Consider the following 17,652-nt stretch of genomic DNA (forward strand, 5'->3'; position numbering starts at 1 on the left):
AGTCTACCATCTCCTAGGTAAAATGTTCTTTTTGTCCTGAGAATATACCGAAACATCTCATTCATTTCCTGAGCTAGTCAGTAGCTTTGTCCTATCAATTTATGCCGTTTTGCTGAAGCAGGTGCTCTGCTGCCTGTCTGGTTTTCACCCCTTGGTCCTCGTCCTAAATGTTTTGTTTGTCCGCTCATTGCACGAGGATCGACTGATGATTTTTTAGGATACCATAGCTCCAATCCGGCAGTCCCTGTTTCCGGATACCGCCTTCCTACTCAAATTCCCACTTTACCCCTACTCCTATGACTACGCTTGACGCCCGCCTGGCTCCGCTGGGTATCACGCAGGCCGCCCAGGTGCACCTGAACCTGACGCCCGAGCAGCTCACGCAGGAAGCCCTGCGCCGCCACGAAGGCGTGCTCACCGACACCGGTGCCCTGATGGCCGACACCGGCCAGTTCACCGGCCGCTCTCCCAAAGACCGGTTCGTGGTGAAGGACGCCGGCACCGCCGACAGCGTGTGGTGGGGTGACATCAACATCCCCTTCGCCGAAGACAAGTTCGAGCAGCTGCACCAGAAGATGGTGCAGTACCTGGCCGACAAGGAACTTTACGTGCGCGACGCCTACGCCGGCGCCCACCCCGACTACCAGCTCAAGCTGCGCGTGGTCAACGAGCTGGCCTGGCACAACCTGTTCTGCTACAACATGTTCCTGCGCCCCGCTGAAGGCGCCGACACCAGCTGGACGCCCGACTTTAGCATCCTCTGCGCCCCCGGCTTCGAGGCCGACCCGGCCGTGGACGGCACCCGCCAGAAGAACTTTGCCATCCTCAACTTCTCCAAGAAGATGATTCTGATAGGTGGCACGGGCTATGCCGGCGAGATGAAAAAGGGCATCTTCGGCGTGCTCAACTACCTGCTGCCCCACGAGCGCGCCACGCTGCCCATGCACTGCTCGGCCAACGTGGGCAAAGACGGCGACACGGCCATTTTCTTCGGCCTCTCGGGCACCGGCAAAACCACGCTGTCGGCCGACCCCAACCGCGGCCTGATTGGTGATGATGAGCACGGCTGGACGCCGGATGCCGGCATCTTCAACTTCGAGGGCGGCTGCTACGCCAAGGTTATCGATTTGAGCGCCGAGAAAGAGCCCGAAATCTGGAACGCCATCAAGGCCGGCGCCATCGTGGAAAACACGCGCTTCGTGCCCGGCACCACCACCGTGGACTACGCCAACAAGAGCGTGACGGAAAACACGCGCACGGCCTACCCCATCCACTTTATTCCGAACGCCATCGAGCCGAGCGTGGCCGAGGCGCCCAAGAACATCTTCTTCCTGACGGCCGACGCCTTCGGGGTACTGCCGCCCATCAGCCGCCTGGACAAGAGCCACGCCATGTACCACTTCATGAGTGGCTACACGGCCAAGGTAGCGGGCACCGAAATGGGTATCACCGAGCCACAGACCACGTTTTCGGCTTGCTTCGGCGCCGTGTTCCTGCCGCTGCACCCGACCAAGTACGCCGAGATGCTGGGCAAGAAGATGGACGAAAACGAGGTGAACGTGTGGCTGGTGAACACGGGCTGGAGCGGCGGCAGCTACGGCGTCGGCTCACGCATGAAGCTGAGCTACACCCGGGCCATGATTACGGCCGCCCTCAACGGTGAGCTGAACGACGTGGCCTTCCACAAGCACCCGATTTTCGGGGTGGAAGTGCCGGCTGCGGTGCCGGGCGTACCCACCGACATCCTGGACCCACGCGCCACCTGGGCCGACCCGGAAGCGTACGACAAAACGGCCGCCGACCTGGCCCAGAAGTTCGTCACCAACTTCCAGAAGTACGCCGATTTCGCCAACGACGAAATCCTGGCCGGCGCGCCTAAAGTGGCAGTAGAGGTGTAGTACCTGACAAATCTGACCTGATTATTGAGCCCGCCTACTCTTCCGCGTGAAGGGCAGGCGGGTTCTGCATTTGGCCCGTATCTTGGCTAAATCTGCGGGCTGTTGCCCGAGTCTTTCTCACACTATGTTCTTCCGCCGTCGTCCTGCTGACCCTAATGCACTGCCCGATGCTGCCTTGCTGGCACGCTACCGGGAGCAGGGCGCGGTAGCTGACCTGGGCGTGCTGTATGAACGGCATATGCCGGAGGTGTTTGCCATCTGCCGGCGCTACCTGCGCGACGATGCCGATGCGCAGGATGCTGTGATGCAGCTGTTTGAGCAGCTGGTAGACAAGCTGAGGCGCCATGAGGTGGATAATTTTCCGGCCTGGGTGCATGCCACGGCCCGCAACCACTGCCTGATGTTGCTGCGGGCCCGGCAACGGCCCGGCCCCGACCGGGGTGGGGGGCTGATCCTGCATTTTCCGGACGCGGCCAGTATGGAATTGGCAGTGGCGGAGCATCTGAATGATGATGACCCCCAAGAAGCCGAATTCAACGAAGCCCGCCTGCAGGCCCTGGAACATGCGCTGGCTACCCTGCCAGATGGCCAACGACGATGTCTGGAGCTATTTTTCCTGGAAAAGAAGTGCTACCGCGACATTGCTCAGGAAACCGGCTACGACCTGAATGCGGTGAAAAGCCATCTGCAGAACGGCAAGCGCAACTTGCGCCACCACCTTGAATCTCCTCCTACGACTTCGCCTTACTCCTCCGATGCGGCCCGATAATCAGTCTCCGTCCTCTCTGCTACCTGCCGGTTCGGCTGGGGAGCATCTGCCGCTGGCTTTGCTGCGGCAGTATGTGGCCGGTACGCTGCCTGCCACTGAGCAGTACCGCGTAGAGCGCCACACCCAAGCCTGTACGCGCTGCGCCGATGTGCTGGAAGGGTTGTCTCTGACCAGCCAAGCGGCTACTGATAAGTCCCTTTCTGAACTGCAGGCCCGTCTTCGTGCCCGCGTAGCCGAGCTGGAGCCCGATGTGGTAGTTCCGGCCGGGATGTTCGTGCGGTCCTGGCAGCAGCTAGCAGCCGTGGTACTGCTGCTGCTGGTAGGCACTGGCGTATGGCTAGGCCTGCGCCGCTCCTCTGATGGACCAACGGCAGCACCACGTGTTGCTCAGCGCCAGCCAGCTGCTACTCCCGAAACATATGCCACCGTTCCTCCAGACGCAGCTTCGCCAGCTCCTGACGTTGAGGTAGCTGACAAGTCCGTCGTCACGCCTGAAGCAGCCGCTTCAGCTCCGTCAGTTGCGCTGAACACAAGCCCAGTGAAAGCCCGCCGCTCAGCAAAACCGGCACGGACACCAGAGGATACAGCGCTTGAATCGGGTAGCGGTGGCATAGCCATGGCCAGCGCCTCTGTTGCCCTAGCCGATGCGGACGGTGGGCAGGGTATTTCGGAAGAAGCAGAGTCTGCTGCCAATAGAATCAGCACGGCTGACGATGAAGCAACGAAACAGACCGTAGCAGCGCCGCAGGTTATGACTAAGGCGAAAAGCAAAGCCGCTACAGCCCGGATGCAGGCTGCGGCCGCGCCGGCAGCTATTGATAATATGGCGAAAACCCGCACTATAGATGCTAAGGGCCTCAACGCTGGCACCCGCACGGTTCGGGGCCGCGTCACAAACTACGTGAGTGGAGAAGGCCTGGGTGGGGTGCAGATACGAGCCAATGGCGTGAGCACCGGGGTAAGTACTGCTGCCGATGGCTCTTTCAGCGTCTCAATACCTGCCGCTGCCACCACGCTGGCCTTCGAAGCTGCTGGGTATCTGCTCAAGGAACAGGTACTTGCCAAGGATTCCGACGAAGTAAAACTGACACTCGCCCCGAAGCCAACAGAGGCGCCTGTATTGGTGCGCCGCGAAAAGGCCCCGGCAACAATAGACCTAGCAGCTACGCCGGCCGGTGGGCAGCGGGCTTTCCGAGACTATCTGCGGGACAGCCTGGAGTACCCTGAAAAAGCAATGAAGGACGAAAAAGAGGGCAGTGTTAAACTCAGCTTCTTGGTGAACGTCGATGGTACGCTGCAGAATATCAAGGTGATGAAAGGACTCACGGAGGAGTGTGATGCCGAAGCCATCCGGCTGCTACAGGAAGGCCCTGCCTGGCATCCGGCTATCATCAACGGCCGCCGCACAGCGCGCACGGTTCAGATCAGCATCCCGTTCCGAATTGCCGACCATCAGTAAGCGGATACAATAAGGAGGCGTTTGCCTTCAGGATGCCACCGGCACTCTGAAGGCAAACGCCTCCTACACTTTTCAGAATGCAAAGCAGTTAGCCGCTGTAGCCGCCGCCGCTCTCGGGCTCGGTGGCGCTGCCACCGGCTTTGTCGGGTGTGGGTAACTCGGGCTCGGTTTTGAGTTCAACCTGGCTATAGTCGGGCGCACCATTGCCGGCGGTAGCTACTGGCGTTTCGGTGGTGCTGTCCGGACGGGTAGTGCTAGCGGCTTGGGCAGTAGTGGGGGTGTCGGGCTTGGCAGATAAGGCGTCGGATTCGTCTTCGAATGTCTTTTTCATGGTGGGTGGCTTCTATAACGGCAGCGGATATACTGCCTGTTGGGCTATACGCAGCCTGCTGGCAAGGGACCATGCCCAGCAACCGCAGAATTTTGGGGTTTCGATAGGGCGCCGGGTGTGGTTGCGTACTTTTGCCCCGGCGGCTCCGGCCGTAGCTACCTTCCCTGTTACTTCATTCCCTTCTCACCCCACAGAAGCATGACGCAGTTCCGCACCGAGAAAGACACCATGGGCACCGTGCAGGTGCCAGCCGACGCCTACTACGGCGCCCAGACCCAGCGCAGCATCGACAACTTTCAGATTGCCCAGGACATCAACCGGATGCCCAAGGAAATCATCCGCGCCTTCGCCTACCTCAAGAAAGCCGCCGCCCTCACCAACCGCGACGCCGGCATCCTCGACGCCGACAAGGCCGCGCTGATTGGCCGCGTGTGCGACGAAATCCTGGACGGTAAGCTCGATAAGGAGTTTCCGCTGGTGGTATGGCAGACCGGCTCGGGCACGCAGAGCAACATGAACGTGAACGAAGTGGTAGCCTACCGCGGCCACGTGCTGCAGGGCGGCAGCCTCGCGGATGAGAAGAAGGTGCTTGCCCCCAACGACGACGTGAACAAGAGCCAAAGCTCGAACGACACGTTCCCGACGGCCATGCACATTGCGGCCTACAAAATCCTGGTGGAAACCACCATTCCCGGCATCGAGAAGCTGCGCGACACGCTCAAAAGCAAGTCGGAGCAGTTCATGCACATCGTCAAAATCGGCCGCACCCACCTCATGGATGCTACCCCGCTGACGGTGGGCCAGGAGTTTTCGGGCTATGTGTCGCAGCTCGACCACGGCCTGCGCGCCATCAAAAACACGCTGGCGCATTTGAGCGAGCTGGCTCTGGGCGGCACCGCCGTAGGCACCGGCATCAACACGCCCGCCGGCTACTCCGAGAACGTGGCCAAGCACATTGCCGACCTCACCGGCCTGCCGTTCATCACCGCCGAAAACAAGTTTGAGGCCCTGGCCGCCCACGACGCCATTGTGGAAGCCCACGGCGCTTTGAAAACCGTAGCCGCTTCGCTGATGAAAATCGGCAACGACATCCGGTTGCTGGCTTCGGGCCCGCGCGCCGGCATTGGCGAGCTGCACATCCCTGACAACGAGCCCGGCTCCAGCATCATGCCCGGCAAGGTGAACCCCACTCAGTGCGAAGCCATGACGATGGTAGCCGCTCAGGTGATGGGCAACGACGTGGCCATCAACATTGGCGGCATGAACGGGCACTTCGAGCTGAACGTGTTCAAGCCGGTGATGATTTACAACTTCCTGCATTCGGCCCGCCTGATTGGCGATGTGTGCGTGAGCTTCAACGACAAGTGCGCTGTGGGCATCGAGCCTCTGGAAGCCAACATCAAGAAGCACGTCGATTCGTCGCTGATGCTGGTAACGGCCCTCAACCCGCACATTGGCTACTACAAAGCCGCCGAAATTGCCCAGACGGCCCACAAAAACGGCTCGACGCTGAAAGAAACCGCGCTGCAGCTCGGCTACCTCACCGAGGAGCAGTTCAATGAGTGGCTGAAGCCCGAGGACATGGTAGGCGAAATCAAGAAATAACGCCAGCCTCTAGTGGCACCCCAAAACGCTGCTGTTCCACCCCGGAGCAGCGGCGTTTCGGTTTTTCGGGCATCTTTACGCGGCGTACTTCATTTGCCGTACCTGCATGGATTTCACCCGCGACATTCTGCTCGAAAACGACCGGGCTCTGCTGCGTCCCTTGGCTGCTACCGATGCAGACTTGCTGGAGCCCGCTGCCGCCGACCCGGAATTGTGGCGCTACACCCTCACCCGCGCCGACGACCGGGCCAGCCTAGAGGCCTATGTGGCAGCCGCGCTGCAAGGCCGGGCGCAGGCGCGACGCTATCCGTTCGTTATCATGGATAAGCAAACGGGCCGGGCGGCGGGCAGCACCAGCTATTACAACGTGGTGCCCGAGGAACAACGCCTGAGCATCGGCTACACCTGGATTGGCACTGATTTTCAGCGTACGGGCCTCAACCGGGCCGCCAAGCATCTGCTGTTGCGCTACGCCTTCGACGAGCTAGGTTGTGAGCGGGTGGAGCTGGAGACTGACGCCCGTAACTATAAGTCGCAGAACGCTATGCGGCAGATGGGAGCCACCGAGGAGGGCCGGCTGCGCAGCCACCGTCCCACGCAGGGCGGCATCCGGCGCGACACTATTATCTTCAGCATTATCCGGCCGGAGTGGCAGTTGCTGCGGCACACCATCTTCGGCGCTTTCGATACGGCCCGTGGCTAAGTCTGCTCCCCAACCCCGCCGCTTTCCGGCGTTGCTGCGCCAGCGGGCTGCCAGCTTCGGCCACGCTTTCCGGGGTGTCGCGGCAGCGCTGCGCACAGAGGTGCACCTGCAGTTGCATGCAGTGGCCACGGTGGCGGTGCTGGGGCTGGGCTGGTACTTTGGGCTGGAACGGTGGGAGTGGGCGTTGGTAGCGCTGGCCGTGGGGCTGGTCTGGAGTCTAGAACTGGTGAATACGGCTATCGAGGCGGTGGTAAATCTGGTGTCGCCGGAGTACCACCCGCTGGCGGGCCGGGCCAAGGATGTGGCGGCCGGGGCGGTGCTGGCGGGTGCCATAGCGGCGCTGGTGGTCGGGCTGCTGCTATTTGGGCCGCGCGTGTGGGCCTTAGTGGCTGAGTAGTTGCCGAACCCTACGACGGATGAGGGCGTAAGCTCGGGTATGCGGCTGGCTTTTTTGGTCGGCCTGCTTATTTTCGCGCCTTCTTTTTCCGTGCTTATGCGCTCCTCTTCGTTTTTGCCAGCTGCGGCGGTAAGTCTGCTGCTGTTCGGGTTTTCCTGTCAGAAAAACGTCAGCGTCACGACACCTACTGACACACCCGCGTCTGGCACAACGGGTATCACCTCTACGCCTGCGCCGGCTGCCAAAAACACCACGACGCCTGTGCCCGATGCGCCGGTTGCGCAGTTTGACACCACGGCCCGCCCCGGCTGGCTGCGTGCCAAAATAGATGCTCATTTAGCCGAGAAAAAGCAGAACCCGCCTATCCAGATTTTCCGTTACCGCTACAAGGATGCCGTAGTGTACTACGAAACGTCGCCGTGCTGTGACCAGTTTACCAACCTCTACGACCAGAAGGGCAAGCTCATCTGCCACCCGGATGGCGGCTTTACCGGCCGCGGCGACGGAAACTGTGCAGATTTCAACAAAAACAAAACCGAGGAAAAGCTGGTTTGGCAGGACCCGAGACAGTAACCGGAGCCCGGCTCTAATGCCCAAGTACCATGATTAATACCAACGAAAAGCTGGGAGCCTACAACGTGTGGGCTAACGAAACCCTGCTGCACCACCTCGACGGCCTTGTGGCCAATGGCCAGGAAATTCCGGCCGTCTGCCTGCGTCTTTTCAGCCATGTGCTCAATGCTCAAGCCATCTGGCTCGGCCGCCTTACGGCTACGCCCAGCCCCGTGAAGGTGTGGCAGGAGCACGACTTACGGGGCCTGCACCACTGGCACGAGCAAACGTCGGAGCGGTTTCAGCAGTACGTGCAGAACGCCGACGAAGCGGAGCAGTTGCGCCTGATTTCCTATACCAACTCGGCCGGCGACACCTACACCAGCCAGGTGTCAGATATTTTCACGCATGTGCCGGTGCATGCCAACTACCACCGGTCTCAGGTAGCCACTCGCTTACGTGAAAACGGCCTCGAACCCATCAATACCGACTATATCACCTACTGCCGCGAGCTGACAGCTGCCGGCAAGGAGCAGGTGAGTCTGTAAGAATATTGCCGCTTTGTCGGTTATAGAGGCCTTTTCGGAATATTGCCGAAAAGGCTTCTGCATTCTGATCTAACCCTTCCGCCCATGTCCACTACCGCCCAGCCCGTTCCTGTTCTCACGCCCGAGCGCCTCGCTACGGCCTATTCTTACGTCAGCTATCGGCTGCTTATTGATGAGTTGTTGGCCGACAACAAAACCACCGGCCCCCAGCAGTCGGAGGAACTGACCGAGTATACCCGCCTGAACGTGCAGCGCATGAAGCGCCTCGACAAAACGGTGCAGTTGCTGCCTGCCATCCAAACCACTCTAAACCGGATGCAGGGCCAATATGTGTGGCTCATCATCACGGAAGGCTGGTGTGGTGATGCCTCGCAGATTGTGCCGGTGCTGGAAGCCGTGGCCCAGGCCTCGGGAGGCAAAATCACAACGCATTATGTATTGCGCGACGAGCACCCGGACCTGATGGACCGTTACCTAACGGATGGCGCCCGTTCCATCCCGAAGCTGGTAGTGCTGCACGCCGACACGCTCACGGAGGCACTGCACTGGGGGCCGCGCCCGGCTCCGGCCCAGAAGCTGCTACTGGACCTGAAAGCTCGCGGCGCCACCCACGAAGAATACGCCGAGCAGGTACACGGCTGGTACGCCCACGACAAAACCCAGACCACCCAGGGTGAGCTGCTCGCATTACTACAAAACCTGTAGAGCCTAGCCCACAGGGATATTCTTTATAAAAGGAAAGCCCCGCTTGCCGAATGTGCAAGCGGGGCTCTTTCTAGTGTTGTACCGACTCGGATTACTGCAGTGAAATCGAGCCCAAATCTGTTACTTGGTCATTTACAATGGTGACACCAGTACGAGTGACAACACGGTAGGTAGGTTGGCCGGTAGGGGCTGTGGTTGTCGGGAACAGCTCGACGCGGTAGGTGCCCGAGGGCAAACCGCTAAACAGGAATGCGCCTGATGTGGCATCGGCTGCGGTGCTGAATGTGTCGGCGGGCGTGATGGACTGGCGGATGGCCAGCACCTGGGGCCGGGCAGCCGCCGGTGTAGCGGTGCCGCGTAGGCTGGCTCGCAACTCCTGGGCCAGCACCCGAATCACGGGCTTCAGCAGATACCGCTCTTTCTTGTCGTTGCCAGGGTTCCAGTTGCCGCGCTCCACAATGGATTTGGCCACGTCGAAGTCCAGCAGGAGTTGGAATGTCTGGTCGGCACGCACGGTCACGTTGTCCAGTTTCAGCTTCACGCCGGAAGACTGGCCGCTGGGCGTTTTCAGGTCGTAGCGCTGTCCGTCGCGCCCGATTACGTACGAGTCGGGGCCTAGTAGCAGGCGAATTTCCTTCAGGTCGCCGGGCTCAAAATCGGTGCTTACCAGTAGGGCCGAGCGGCCATTCACATACTCCAGCACATTGATAGACTGCGTCTGGAACGGCAGCGTCTGCCAGCCGTCGGGGTTATTTTCGTCTTTGAGGTGCACTTCTATCTGGCGCACATCCAGTACCACCTGCTGGAAGTCGCCGGGACCATCCATGAGGCGCACTTCCAGCTTGGTGTTGCCGGAAGCAGAGTCATCGTCTTTGCTGCAGCCGGTGAAAGCCAGGGCAGCCAGTAAAACTAGTGGGAGGAAGCGAGTCGGTTTCATAAGAGTGGAAAAGGAAGCGTGAGAAAGCAAAAACGGAGCAGTGCGGCGGTATACGTCCGCCGAGCTGCTCCGTTGTGGCAACAAGCGGGCCAGCAGATGGCCTGAACGTTGCGCAATAAAATTCTATTGTCCTTCTTTTTGTGCTATCCACCGGTTTTGGTGGTGTCAGGCTTTGTTGGCTCGGGTGTAGGAGTCGGGGTTGCGGTTGGCTCAACTGGCTTGGCGGGCTGCGTCTTGGGCTTGCCGAACAGGGAGTTGAGGCCTTTGGTGGCTTGCTCTTTCAGCTTGGCCTGGGCCTCCAGCTTTTTCTTCTCGAGTTCCTGCTGGGCCTTGGCCTGTAGTTCCAATTGCTTGCGTTGCAGCTCGCGTTGCAGGCTGTCCTGGGCTACTTTGGCTTTGGCCTGCAGTTGCAGCTTGGCGTCGTCTACCTTGGCCTGCACGATGTTGGTTACCAAGTCTTTGGCCTGCGCTTTCACGCTGCCCGTCGTCAGCTTCACCTGCGGGTTGCTCACGGTGCCGCCAATGGTCAGGCCCAGCGTTACCCGGTCCGTACCCTTAATGTCGGAAACGCCGGTGAGGCGCGTAAGCTGGCTGCTAAGCTGCGAGCCAAGCTTACCGGTAGGTACGTTCAGCGCCGTTACGTACTCTAGGCCGCCGCTGCTGATGTTGTTGGAGCCGCCCACCGTCATCTTGATCTGGCCCACGTTCAGGTCAAACGGCTTCACGATGAAGTTGCCGTTGATGATTTCGGCCGCCACATCTTTGTTATTCACCGCGAAGCTCTTCAGCTCCTGAAACTGGGTGAGGCTGCTGATTTTTTCCATCACCGGCGAGCCGCTCACGGCCGCGCGCACCACTTCAAACAAACCTTTGCCGGTGAGCGTGCTGTAGTTGGGCATCATGTCGGGGCCCATTTCGCCACTCACGTTGAAGTTGGTGGAGAACACGCCTTCCAAGTTATCAGCCAGCGGCACCAGCGTCTTGATGGAGTTGAAGGCCGAAAAGGCGTTCTGGAAGTTCAGGTTCTTAATGTTCAGCCCAAAGTTGAACTTGGGATGCGCCAGATTCTTGCTGCTGTAGGAGCCGGTAGTAGCAAACGCGCCGCCCAGTGTGTTAAATGTCAGGCCGTTGAGCGTGGCCGTCTGGTCGCGCACGCCCACGGTGCCCTTCACGTTTTCGAGCTTTAGATTGTCGTAAATCACCTGGCCCACAGTGGTGTTCAGCGTCAGGTCAAACTCCTTCGGAATCTGCAGCACGCCGTCGGCCTTAGTAGCAGCGGTGGGGGCTTTGGTAGCTGCCACCGCACCCTTGGTCGGCGTGGCCGATACCTCGTCTACCATCCACTCATTCACGTTGAAGCGGCTGGAGTTCACCGTCAGATTGCCACGCAAGGGCTGGCCGGGCACAAACAGATAGCCCATGTAATTGCTGATGGTGCCTGAGGCCGCAATATCCGACGAGCCCACGAAGCCGCTCATGTTCTGCAGCACAATCTTGTCGTTGTTGAACGTGGCTGTGGCTTTGGTCACGCGCATGCCCTGCGGCAGGTCGGCACTCTTATAGGTAATGTTCTGGGCATTCACGGTGCCCGAGGCCACCACCGTCTGGTAGCGGCCAGCCTCGATGTCGGCCATGTTGCCTTTGGCGGCCACGTTGCCGTTGAGGCGGCCCGTCACGGTCATGCCTTCCAGCGGGAAGATTTTCGTGATTTTGGTCAGGTCCACGGTGCCTTTCACGTCGGCATCGAAGCGCAGCTTGTCTACGCCCTGTGTACTCACGCGGCCTTCCAGTGGCTCGCCATCTAGCAGCATCCGAAAGTTGCTGATGTCCACGCGCGTATCGTTCAACTGGCCCGTTGGGTTGTTCACTACGCCCGCCACGGTCAGGTTCTCGATGGGCGCCGGAAACTGCTTGCTCTTCACGTAGCCGTTAGTCAGGTTCATTTTGGCCTGCACCACCGGCATCTGGGTCTTGGAGTAGATGCCCTTGGCGGTGCCATCCACGAACAGCTTGCCGCGCAGCAGCAGGTCCTGCACCGGATACACCTTCATCATCTCGGCCAGGTCCACATTGGCCTTCACGCGGCCATCCACCTTCATCGGCTCCAGCCCATCAATGGCCACGTTGCCGTCAATTGGGTTGGCGCCCAGGTCCAGGTGAAACTGCTTCACATTCACTTTCACGTTGTTGGTGAAGCCCGACGGGTTGTCCACCACCATATCTACGTTGATGTTTTTAGCGGCCTGCGGCAACTGCGGGTACTTGAACATGCCGTTCTTCACCTGTAGGTTTACGCCGTAGCCGGGCATTTTCACCTCGTTCTGTACACCCTTAAAGTAGCCGTCAAATGCCACCTTGCCGCTGGCCTCCACGTCCTTAAATTGCTCAGTATATACACCTGGTACCAAGCTCAGAATCGTTTTGAAGTCGGTTTCCAGCGCCTTAAATGTCAGGTCGTATGTGATGTCGGTGGCATTCGGTAGGCCGATGGAGCCCTGAAACGAAGCCGGAAAATCGTTCAGCTGCACCTTGTTGTCCTTGAACGTGAACAGCATTTTGTCCAGGTCCATGGCCATGGTCACGTCGGCCGTCAACTTCTTCTTGCTCACGTATTCGGTGCCGTCGTAGGTCATCGAAAACTGGTCGGCCGTGGTCTGGCTCACCATGTCGAAGATGTTGCTGGCAAAGTCGCCGGAGCCGGTGTGGTTTAGGCCGCGCAGCTCCATGTTAAAGGGAATCGTACGGTCCTCGTAGCGCAAGTGCCCGTCGGTCACTTCCCATTTGCTGATGGCCAGGTTTAGCGAAGTCGTATCCTGTCCCTGGGCGGCCGCGGCCGAGTCCGACAGCATCACGTCCCAGTTGGCCTTGCCGCTCTTTAGCACCTTCGCGCTGATTTCGGGCCGGTCCAGCAGAATGCTCTTAATCTTGATTTGGTCGCCGCTAATGACGCTCATCAGGTCCATACCCACTCGGAAAGAGGGCAGGTAGGCCAGCGTGTCGCGCGCAAACGAGTCTTTGCCAATCACACGCAGCTCGTCAATGCCCAGCGCCAGGTCCGGGAACGTGCTCAGCAAACTAAGGCTGACGTTGCTTGGGTTGTACTCCACCTTCGCATCCACCCGCTCGGCCAGCTGCTTATCGAGGGCCTGCTTGATTTTGTCTTTGAACAGTAACGGGGTGAGAGCCACCGCCGCTACCAGCACCACCAGAAAAATCAGTAAGCCAATCCAGAATTTGCGCATAATATGAAAGGGTAATGAAGGAAAAACAAAGAGCAGGCCGCTGCTAAACTGCTACAGGGCTGACCAAAAGCCAAGCGCAACGCGCCGTACGAGAGAGGTAATACAACCCGCTATAGTTGCACTTTGGTCCGGCGGGCAGAAGCCGGGCAACAATGCTGCCGCTATCCGCAGGCGCATAGCTGGTCTGTTGCAAAAGTAGCAGCCTCAGCTTGCCGGTGCAGTAGGCCCGGTCTGCAAAATCAGGCCTTTGGTCGATTTATGGGTCTGATATACCGTTATTGAGCAGGGAAATTGGCAATTTAGTTTCCGCAAAGAGAACTGGCCGCGTACGATTCGGGGTCGGAAGGCGTTTAACAGCTTGATGATGGGGCTATTGCTACGGAGAAATAACAGCTGCTATTGCGTGCCGCGCCGCCTGCGCCAGCCCCTGACGGCTGTTGCCGTTGTACTGGCCCTGCCTGCCGCCGCGCAGGATCTGTACTTCTCCCAGCCATATGCCACCCGCCTGCACCAGAATCCGGCTTTCGCTGGTTTGCTCGATGATGCTAGCGTTACGCTCAGCTACCGCAACCAGTTCCCAACCCTGGCCGGCACTTTCCAGACCAGCCAGCTCGCCGCCGACCTACGCTTCAAAGACCAGCACAGCGCCGTGGGGCTACTTGTGAACCACGACCGGACCGGCGGACTCGGCTACACACGTTTTGAGGTAGGTGGCATCTACGCTTATCATATCCGCATCAATGAGGCACTGGCCTTTAGCGGGGGCCTACAGGCAGCCTATGGCAACCAGCGTATCAGCTACGGCAACCTAGTGTTCGGTGACCAGATTTCGGAAGATGGGTCCACGGCGCCTACCACCCGTGAGCCGCTCGATTTCAATCCTGTCAGCTACCTGAGTCTGGGCACCGGCCTTATACTATATAGTGAGAACTTCTGGGTGTCGGTAGCAGGGCATCACCTCAATCAGCCTGACTTAGGGTTCCGCTCTCAAAGCAGCCTACCACTCCGCTATGAGCTAAGCACCGGCTACAAGCACTACTTCGTGCGGCGCACAGAGAAGCGCGTCTACCGCGAAATCAGTGTAACGCCTACCGTGCATTATGTACGGCAGGGCGGTTCGCAACGTGCCGAGGCCGGATTGTACGCTACCGTGACACCTATCACACTGGGTGCCCTGTACCGCGGCATTCCATTGCCCGGCGCTCCACGTCCTCAACAAATTCTGACGGCCATTGCCGGCGTTAGTGTAGGAAGTTTTCGAGTGGGCTATGCTTATGATGTGGGCCTGAGCAGCTTGAGTGCCGACTTAGGTGGGGCCCATGAAATATCTTTGACCCTGCGTGCGTTTGATTCGCTGGAAGCGGCATGGCGCCGACTGAAACGCAGAAATTCCCCGGCGCCTCCTTGTCCATCCTTTTGAATTGTTGTATTATTGCAGCAACTTGCCTTGCCTAACCTCTTTTCTAACAGGTAGTTTCAACTCAATCATGAATTTTTCCAAGTACCTGCGTTTTGCTGTCGTAGGAGCCTGTGCCTTGGCTTCCTGCAAAAGCGGTCCGCCCACTGCTACCAAACCCGGTAAGTACAGCTCGACGACGGGCATCGATTACAATACCGAAGAAGGGATGAAGGTGGCCGATTACAAAGGCATTCCGGAAGGTCCCGGCCTGATCTTCATCGAAGGTGGCCGTACGGTGCTTGGCTCGCAGGAAGAAGACGTAACGATGACTCACGACAACGTGGAGCGCACCGTTACTATCGCCTCGTTCTACATGGACGAAGCCGAAGTGGCTAATATTCACTGGCTTGAGTATCTGCACTATATCCGCAAAGACTCGTCGGAAGAATTCTATCAGTCGGCTCTGCCCGACACTACTGTTTGGGCCCGCGAGCTGTCGTTCAACGACCCGTACGTAGACTACTACCTGCGCTACCCCGGCTTCCGCTTCTTCCCAGTAGTGGGCGTAAGCTGGCTGCAAGCCAACGACTATTGCACGTGGCGTACGTCGAAGGTGAACGAAACACTAGCTTCTAACGCCGATGGTGGTGGAGGCGGTGGTGGCCTATTTAAGAAGAAGAACAAAGGCGGCGACGCAGCGGAAGGAACTGATGGCGACGGCAAAGCCAAAATTGCCATCGAAAACGGCAATACTCTGCCGAACTACCGCCTGCCTACCGAAGCTGAATGGGAATACGCCGCGCAGGCGCTTATCGGTACCCAGGAGACTGGCAACGAAAACCAAGAAAACAAGCGCATTTACCCATGGGATGGCCGTCAGGTGCGGAATCCGTACGGTGGCAAAATGGGCCAGTTCCTCGCCAACTTCAAGCGCGGCCGCGGTGACTACGCCGGTATTGCCGGCTCACTGAACGACGGCGCCATGATTACGGAGTACATTTACGCTTACCCGCCGAACGACTATGGCCTGTACAACATGTCGGGCAACGTGAACGAGTGGGTGCAGGACATCTATCGCCCGCTGTCGTTTGAAGATGTGGAAGACCTGAACCCCTTCCGCCGCAACGGCTTCCTCGACCCTTCGGAGAAGTACGACAAGAAAGGCTACCAGTCGCTCATCGATGACCACGTGCGCGTCTACAAAGGTGGTTCGTGGCGCGACGTAGCTTACTGGCTGTCGCCGGGCACGCGCCGCTTCATGGCCGAAGATTCGGCAACCGCTACTATCGGTTTCCGCTGCGCCATGATCAACGCCGGCTCGAACAAGTAAGAAGCCCTTATACCAAAAGAAGCCGCTCCTCATGGGGCGGCTTTTTTTGTTGAGCTATCTGTCGGCGCAGGCGATGGTGGCGATACTGACTTCGGCGGCCCCGGCGGCCAGGAGCACGGCGGCACAGGCTTCAAGGGTAGCGCCAGTAGTCAGCACATCATCAACTACCAGCACGTGTTTGCCCCGCACAGATTCTAGGTCGGCCACTTCAAATACTTCGGCTACGTTTTGCCAGCGTTGGAGGCGGTTCTTGCGGGTCTGCGAATCGGTGTGGCTGGTGCGGCGCAGAGCGGTGGCGTGCCAGGGCGTGTGTAGCGCTTCGGCCAGGCCCTCGGCAAACGGGTCGGACTGGTTGTAGCCGCGCTGGGCCAGCTTGCGCGGGTGGAGCGGCACGGGCACAATCAGGTCGAAGGTGAGGCCGGCGCGGACCAAGTCGTGGCCGTACCAGCGGCCCAGAGCCAGGCCTACGTCACGCTGGTTCTGGTACTTGAGTTGGTGAAGCAAGTGCTGCACCCGGCCGCGCCGTAGAAACCGCAAGTAGCTCAGGGCGTGGCGCACCGGCAGCTTGCCCCAGAACCGGCGAGCCAGCGGGTTTTCGGCCTCGGGCAGCAGGTGGTAGTCGGTGTAGGGCAGCTGGGCGCGGCAGCTGGTGCAGAGGTGTTCCTCGCCGCGGGCTAGCGGCTCCTGGCAGCCCAGGCAGGTGCGCGGAAAAATCAGACCCCAGAAGTCGGAGAGGATAGTGGCAGCGGCGGCGCGCATGGCGGAATAAGCTACAGGATAGATAAAGGTGCAGAAACTGTAACGGGTGAACTTCTGCCTAATTTTGTGGTTTACCCGAACCGGATGGAAAGTAGCAATTTGCCGGCACAATTGCTGTTGCTGCAGTTACTCTTCGCGTATCGCCGGGCGGTGTCAACGCAGGGCATTCACAGCACGAAGCAGCAGCTTCGCGCTACATTCACATCATCACATCATCACCGATATGTCTCAGGTCACTGAATTCAACGAGTACCGTCAGCGCATGAACGAGAAGATCATGGCGGCGGATAACAAAGTCATCAAGCGGTTCTTCAACCTCGATACAAACACCTACCAAGCCGGCGCCGTGGACGTGAAAACCAAGGAAATGCTGGGCCTGGCCTGCTCCATGGTGCTCCGCTGCGACGACTGCATCAAATACCACCTCGGCAAATGCCACGAAGAAGGCCTCACGGACGCGGAAATCTATGAAGTGTTTGCCATTGCCAACCTCATCGGCGGCAGTATTGTGATACCGCACTTTCGCCGCGCCGTGGAATACTGGGAAATCCTGAAAACCGAAGCTGTAGAAGCTGCGCCCGAACACCGGCACGAGGTATGAGCACCATGCACCCCGACGAAACCGAAACCGAGTTCGAGCAACGCTGGTGGGAGTTTATGAACCAGATGCGTGAGCGGTTCGGCAAAAAGCCCGACCTAAACGCGCTGCTGCTGCTGATTGGCGTGCAGGAGCTGGGGCAGGGCGCGGGCCCCTTCACGAAGGAGCAGAAGCAGGACCTGATGCACATTGCCACCTGCCGCCTGTTCAGCCTCTCGGGTTACTACGAGCTGGAGCAGGTGGATGAGGAAGGCTGGCCGCATTTCCGGCTGGTGAAGCCTGTACCGTTTGCCAGCCTCAAAGAGCAGGAACGGATGCTCAAATGGCACATTCTGGAGTATTTCGCCGAAATGGGCGACGAGTAGCTACAGCCTTCTGTCATCCTGAGCCTGCGAAGGACCCTCTCACGCGGGAACAACT

At 59.0% G+C, this 17,652-nt stretch carries 17 protein-coding genes; 13 read left to right on the forward strand and 4 right to left on the reverse strand.

Features of this window, described 5'->3' with window-relative positions:
• Positions 1-296: 296 nt before the first annotated feature.
• The 3 genes from pckA to H4317_RS00615 all read left to right on the forward strand — a co-directional run bounded on the left by pckA (position 297) and on the right by H4317_RS00615 (position 4,126).
• Positions 297-1,898: a phosphoenolpyruvate carboxykinase (ATP) gene (gene pckA, locus H4317_RS00605; RefSeq protein WP_185888277.1), complete on the forward strand. Its 1,602-nt coding sequence runs from the start codon at positions 297-299 to the stop codon at positions 1,896-1,898.
• Between the two features lie 124 nt (positions 1,899-2,022).
• Positions 2,023-2,667 (forward strand): RNA polymerase sigma factor, encoded by a 645-nt coding sequence (locus H4317_RS00610; RefSeq protein ID WP_185888278.1) that lies wholly within the window; start codon positions 2,023-2,025, stop codon positions 2,665-2,667.
• Entirely contained in the window at positions 2,618-4,126 is a 1,509-nt protein-coding gene (locus tag H4317_RS00615) for a TonB family protein (RefSeq protein ID WP_185888279.1), read from the forward strand. Before H4317_RS00610 ends, H4317_RS00615 begins: the two co-directional genes overlap by 50 nt.
• Positions 4,127-4,214: 88 nt before the next feature.
• Here the strand turns inward: H4317_RS00615 and H4317_RS00620 are convergent, their stop codons facing one another.
• Positions 4,215-4,457, reverse strand: coding sequence for a hypothetical protein (locus tag H4317_RS00620; RefSeq protein WP_185888280.1), 243 nt, complete (start codon positions 4,455-4,457; stop codon positions 4,215-4,217).
• Between the two features lie 198 nt (positions 4,458-4,655).
• Between H4317_RS00620 and fumC the strand changes: the two genes are divergently transcribed.
• The 6 genes from fumC (at position 4,656) to H4317_RS00650 (ending at position 8,967) form a co-directional block, all read left to right on the forward strand.
• Positions 4,656-6,062 (forward strand): class II fumarate hydratase, encoded by a 1,407-nt coding sequence (fumC, locus tag H4317_RS00625; protein WP_185888281.1) that lies wholly within the window; start codon positions 4,656-4,658, stop codon positions 6,060-6,062.
• A gap of 106 nt (positions 6,063-6,168) precedes the next feature.
• Positions 6,169-6,765, forward strand: a complete 597-nt coding sequence (locus H4317_RS00630) for a GNAT family N-acetyltransferase (protein ID WP_185888282.1) — start codon at positions 6,169-6,171, stop codon at positions 6,763-6,765.
• Positions 6,758-7,162, forward strand: a complete 405-nt coding sequence (locus tag H4317_RS00635; RefSeq protein WP_185888283.1) for a diacylglycerol kinase family protein — start codon at positions 6,758-6,760, stop codon at positions 7,160-7,162. Before H4317_RS00630 ends, H4317_RS00635 begins: the two co-directional genes overlap by 8 nt.
• Positions 7,163-7,258: 96 nt before the next feature.
• Positions 7,259-7,735, forward strand: coding sequence for a DUF6970 domain-containing protein (locus H4317_RS19330; protein WP_260625762.1), 477 nt, complete (start codon positions 7,259-7,261; stop codon positions 7,733-7,735).
• Between the two features lie 29 nt (positions 7,736-7,764).
• Positions 7,765-8,262, forward strand: a complete 498-nt coding sequence (locus H4317_RS00645; RefSeq protein ID WP_185888284.1) for a DinB family protein — start codon at positions 7,765-7,767, stop codon at positions 8,260-8,262.
• An 84-nt stretch (positions 8,263-8,346) separates the two neighbouring features.
• Positions 8,347-8,967: a thioredoxin family protein gene (locus H4317_RS00650; protein ID WP_185888285.1), complete on the forward strand. Its 621-nt coding sequence runs from the start codon at positions 8,347-8,349 to the stop codon at positions 8,965-8,967.
• A gap of 91 nt (positions 8,968-9,058) precedes the next feature.
• On the opposite strand, the gene H4317_RS00655 is transcribed toward H4317_RS00650, so the two are convergent.
• Together H4317_RS00655 and H4317_RS00660 are read right to left on the reverse strand one after the other, a co-directional pair.
• Positions 9,059-9,904, reverse strand: a complete 846-nt coding sequence (locus tag H4317_RS00655) for a DUF4382 domain-containing protein (protein WP_185888286.1) — start codon at positions 9,902-9,904, stop codon at positions 9,059-9,061.
• A gap of 143 nt (positions 9,905-10,047) precedes the next feature.
• A complete protein-coding gene (locus tag H4317_RS00660; RefSeq protein WP_185888287.1) occupies positions 10,048-13,146 on the reverse strand; it encodes an AsmA family protein in 3,099 nt (1,032 codons plus the stop codon).
• Between the two features lie 403 nt (positions 13,147-13,549).
• Between H4317_RS00660 and H4317_RS00665 the strand changes: the two genes are divergently transcribed.
• Together H4317_RS00665 and gldJ are read left to right on the forward strand one after the other, a co-directional pair.
• Complete coding sequence (locus tag H4317_RS00665; RefSeq protein ID WP_185888288.1) at positions 13,550-14,566, forward strand: PorP/SprF family type IX secretion system membrane protein; 1,017 nt, start codon at positions 13,550-13,552, stop codon at positions 14,564-14,566.
• A gap of 67 nt (positions 14,567-14,633) precedes the next feature.
• Entirely contained in the window at positions 14,634-15,875 is a 1,242-nt protein-coding gene (gldJ, locus tag H4317_RS00670) for a gliding motility lipoprotein GldJ (protein ID WP_185888289.1), read from the forward strand.
• A gap of 54 nt (positions 15,876-15,929) precedes the next feature.
• Here gldJ and H4317_RS00675 read toward each other — a convergent pair whose 3' ends face one another.
• A complete protein-coding gene (locus H4317_RS00675; RefSeq protein WP_185888290.1) occupies positions 15,930-16,634 on the reverse strand; it encodes a ComF family protein in 705 nt (234 codons plus the stop codon).
• 223 nt (positions 16,635-16,857) lie between these two features.
• Between H4317_RS00675 and H4317_RS00680 the strand changes: the two genes are divergently transcribed.
• Positions 16,858-17,235 (forward strand): carboxymuconolactone decarboxylase family protein, encoded by a 378-nt coding sequence (locus H4317_RS00680; RefSeq protein ID WP_073287018.1) that lies wholly within the window; start codon positions 16,858-16,860, stop codon positions 17,233-17,235.
• Entirely contained in the window at positions 17,232-17,597 is a 366-nt protein-coding gene (locus H4317_RS00685) for a hypothetical protein (protein ID WP_211539195.1), read from the forward strand. Before H4317_RS00680 ends, H4317_RS00685 begins: the two co-directional genes overlap by 4 nt.
• Positions 17,598-17,652 lie beyond the last annotated feature (55 nt).

The organism is Hymenobacter sediminicola (assembly GCF_014250515.1).
Taxonomy (GTDB): domain Bacteria; phylum Bacteroidota; class Bacteroidia; order Cytophagales; family Hymenobacteraceae; genus Hymenobacter; species Hymenobacter sediminicola.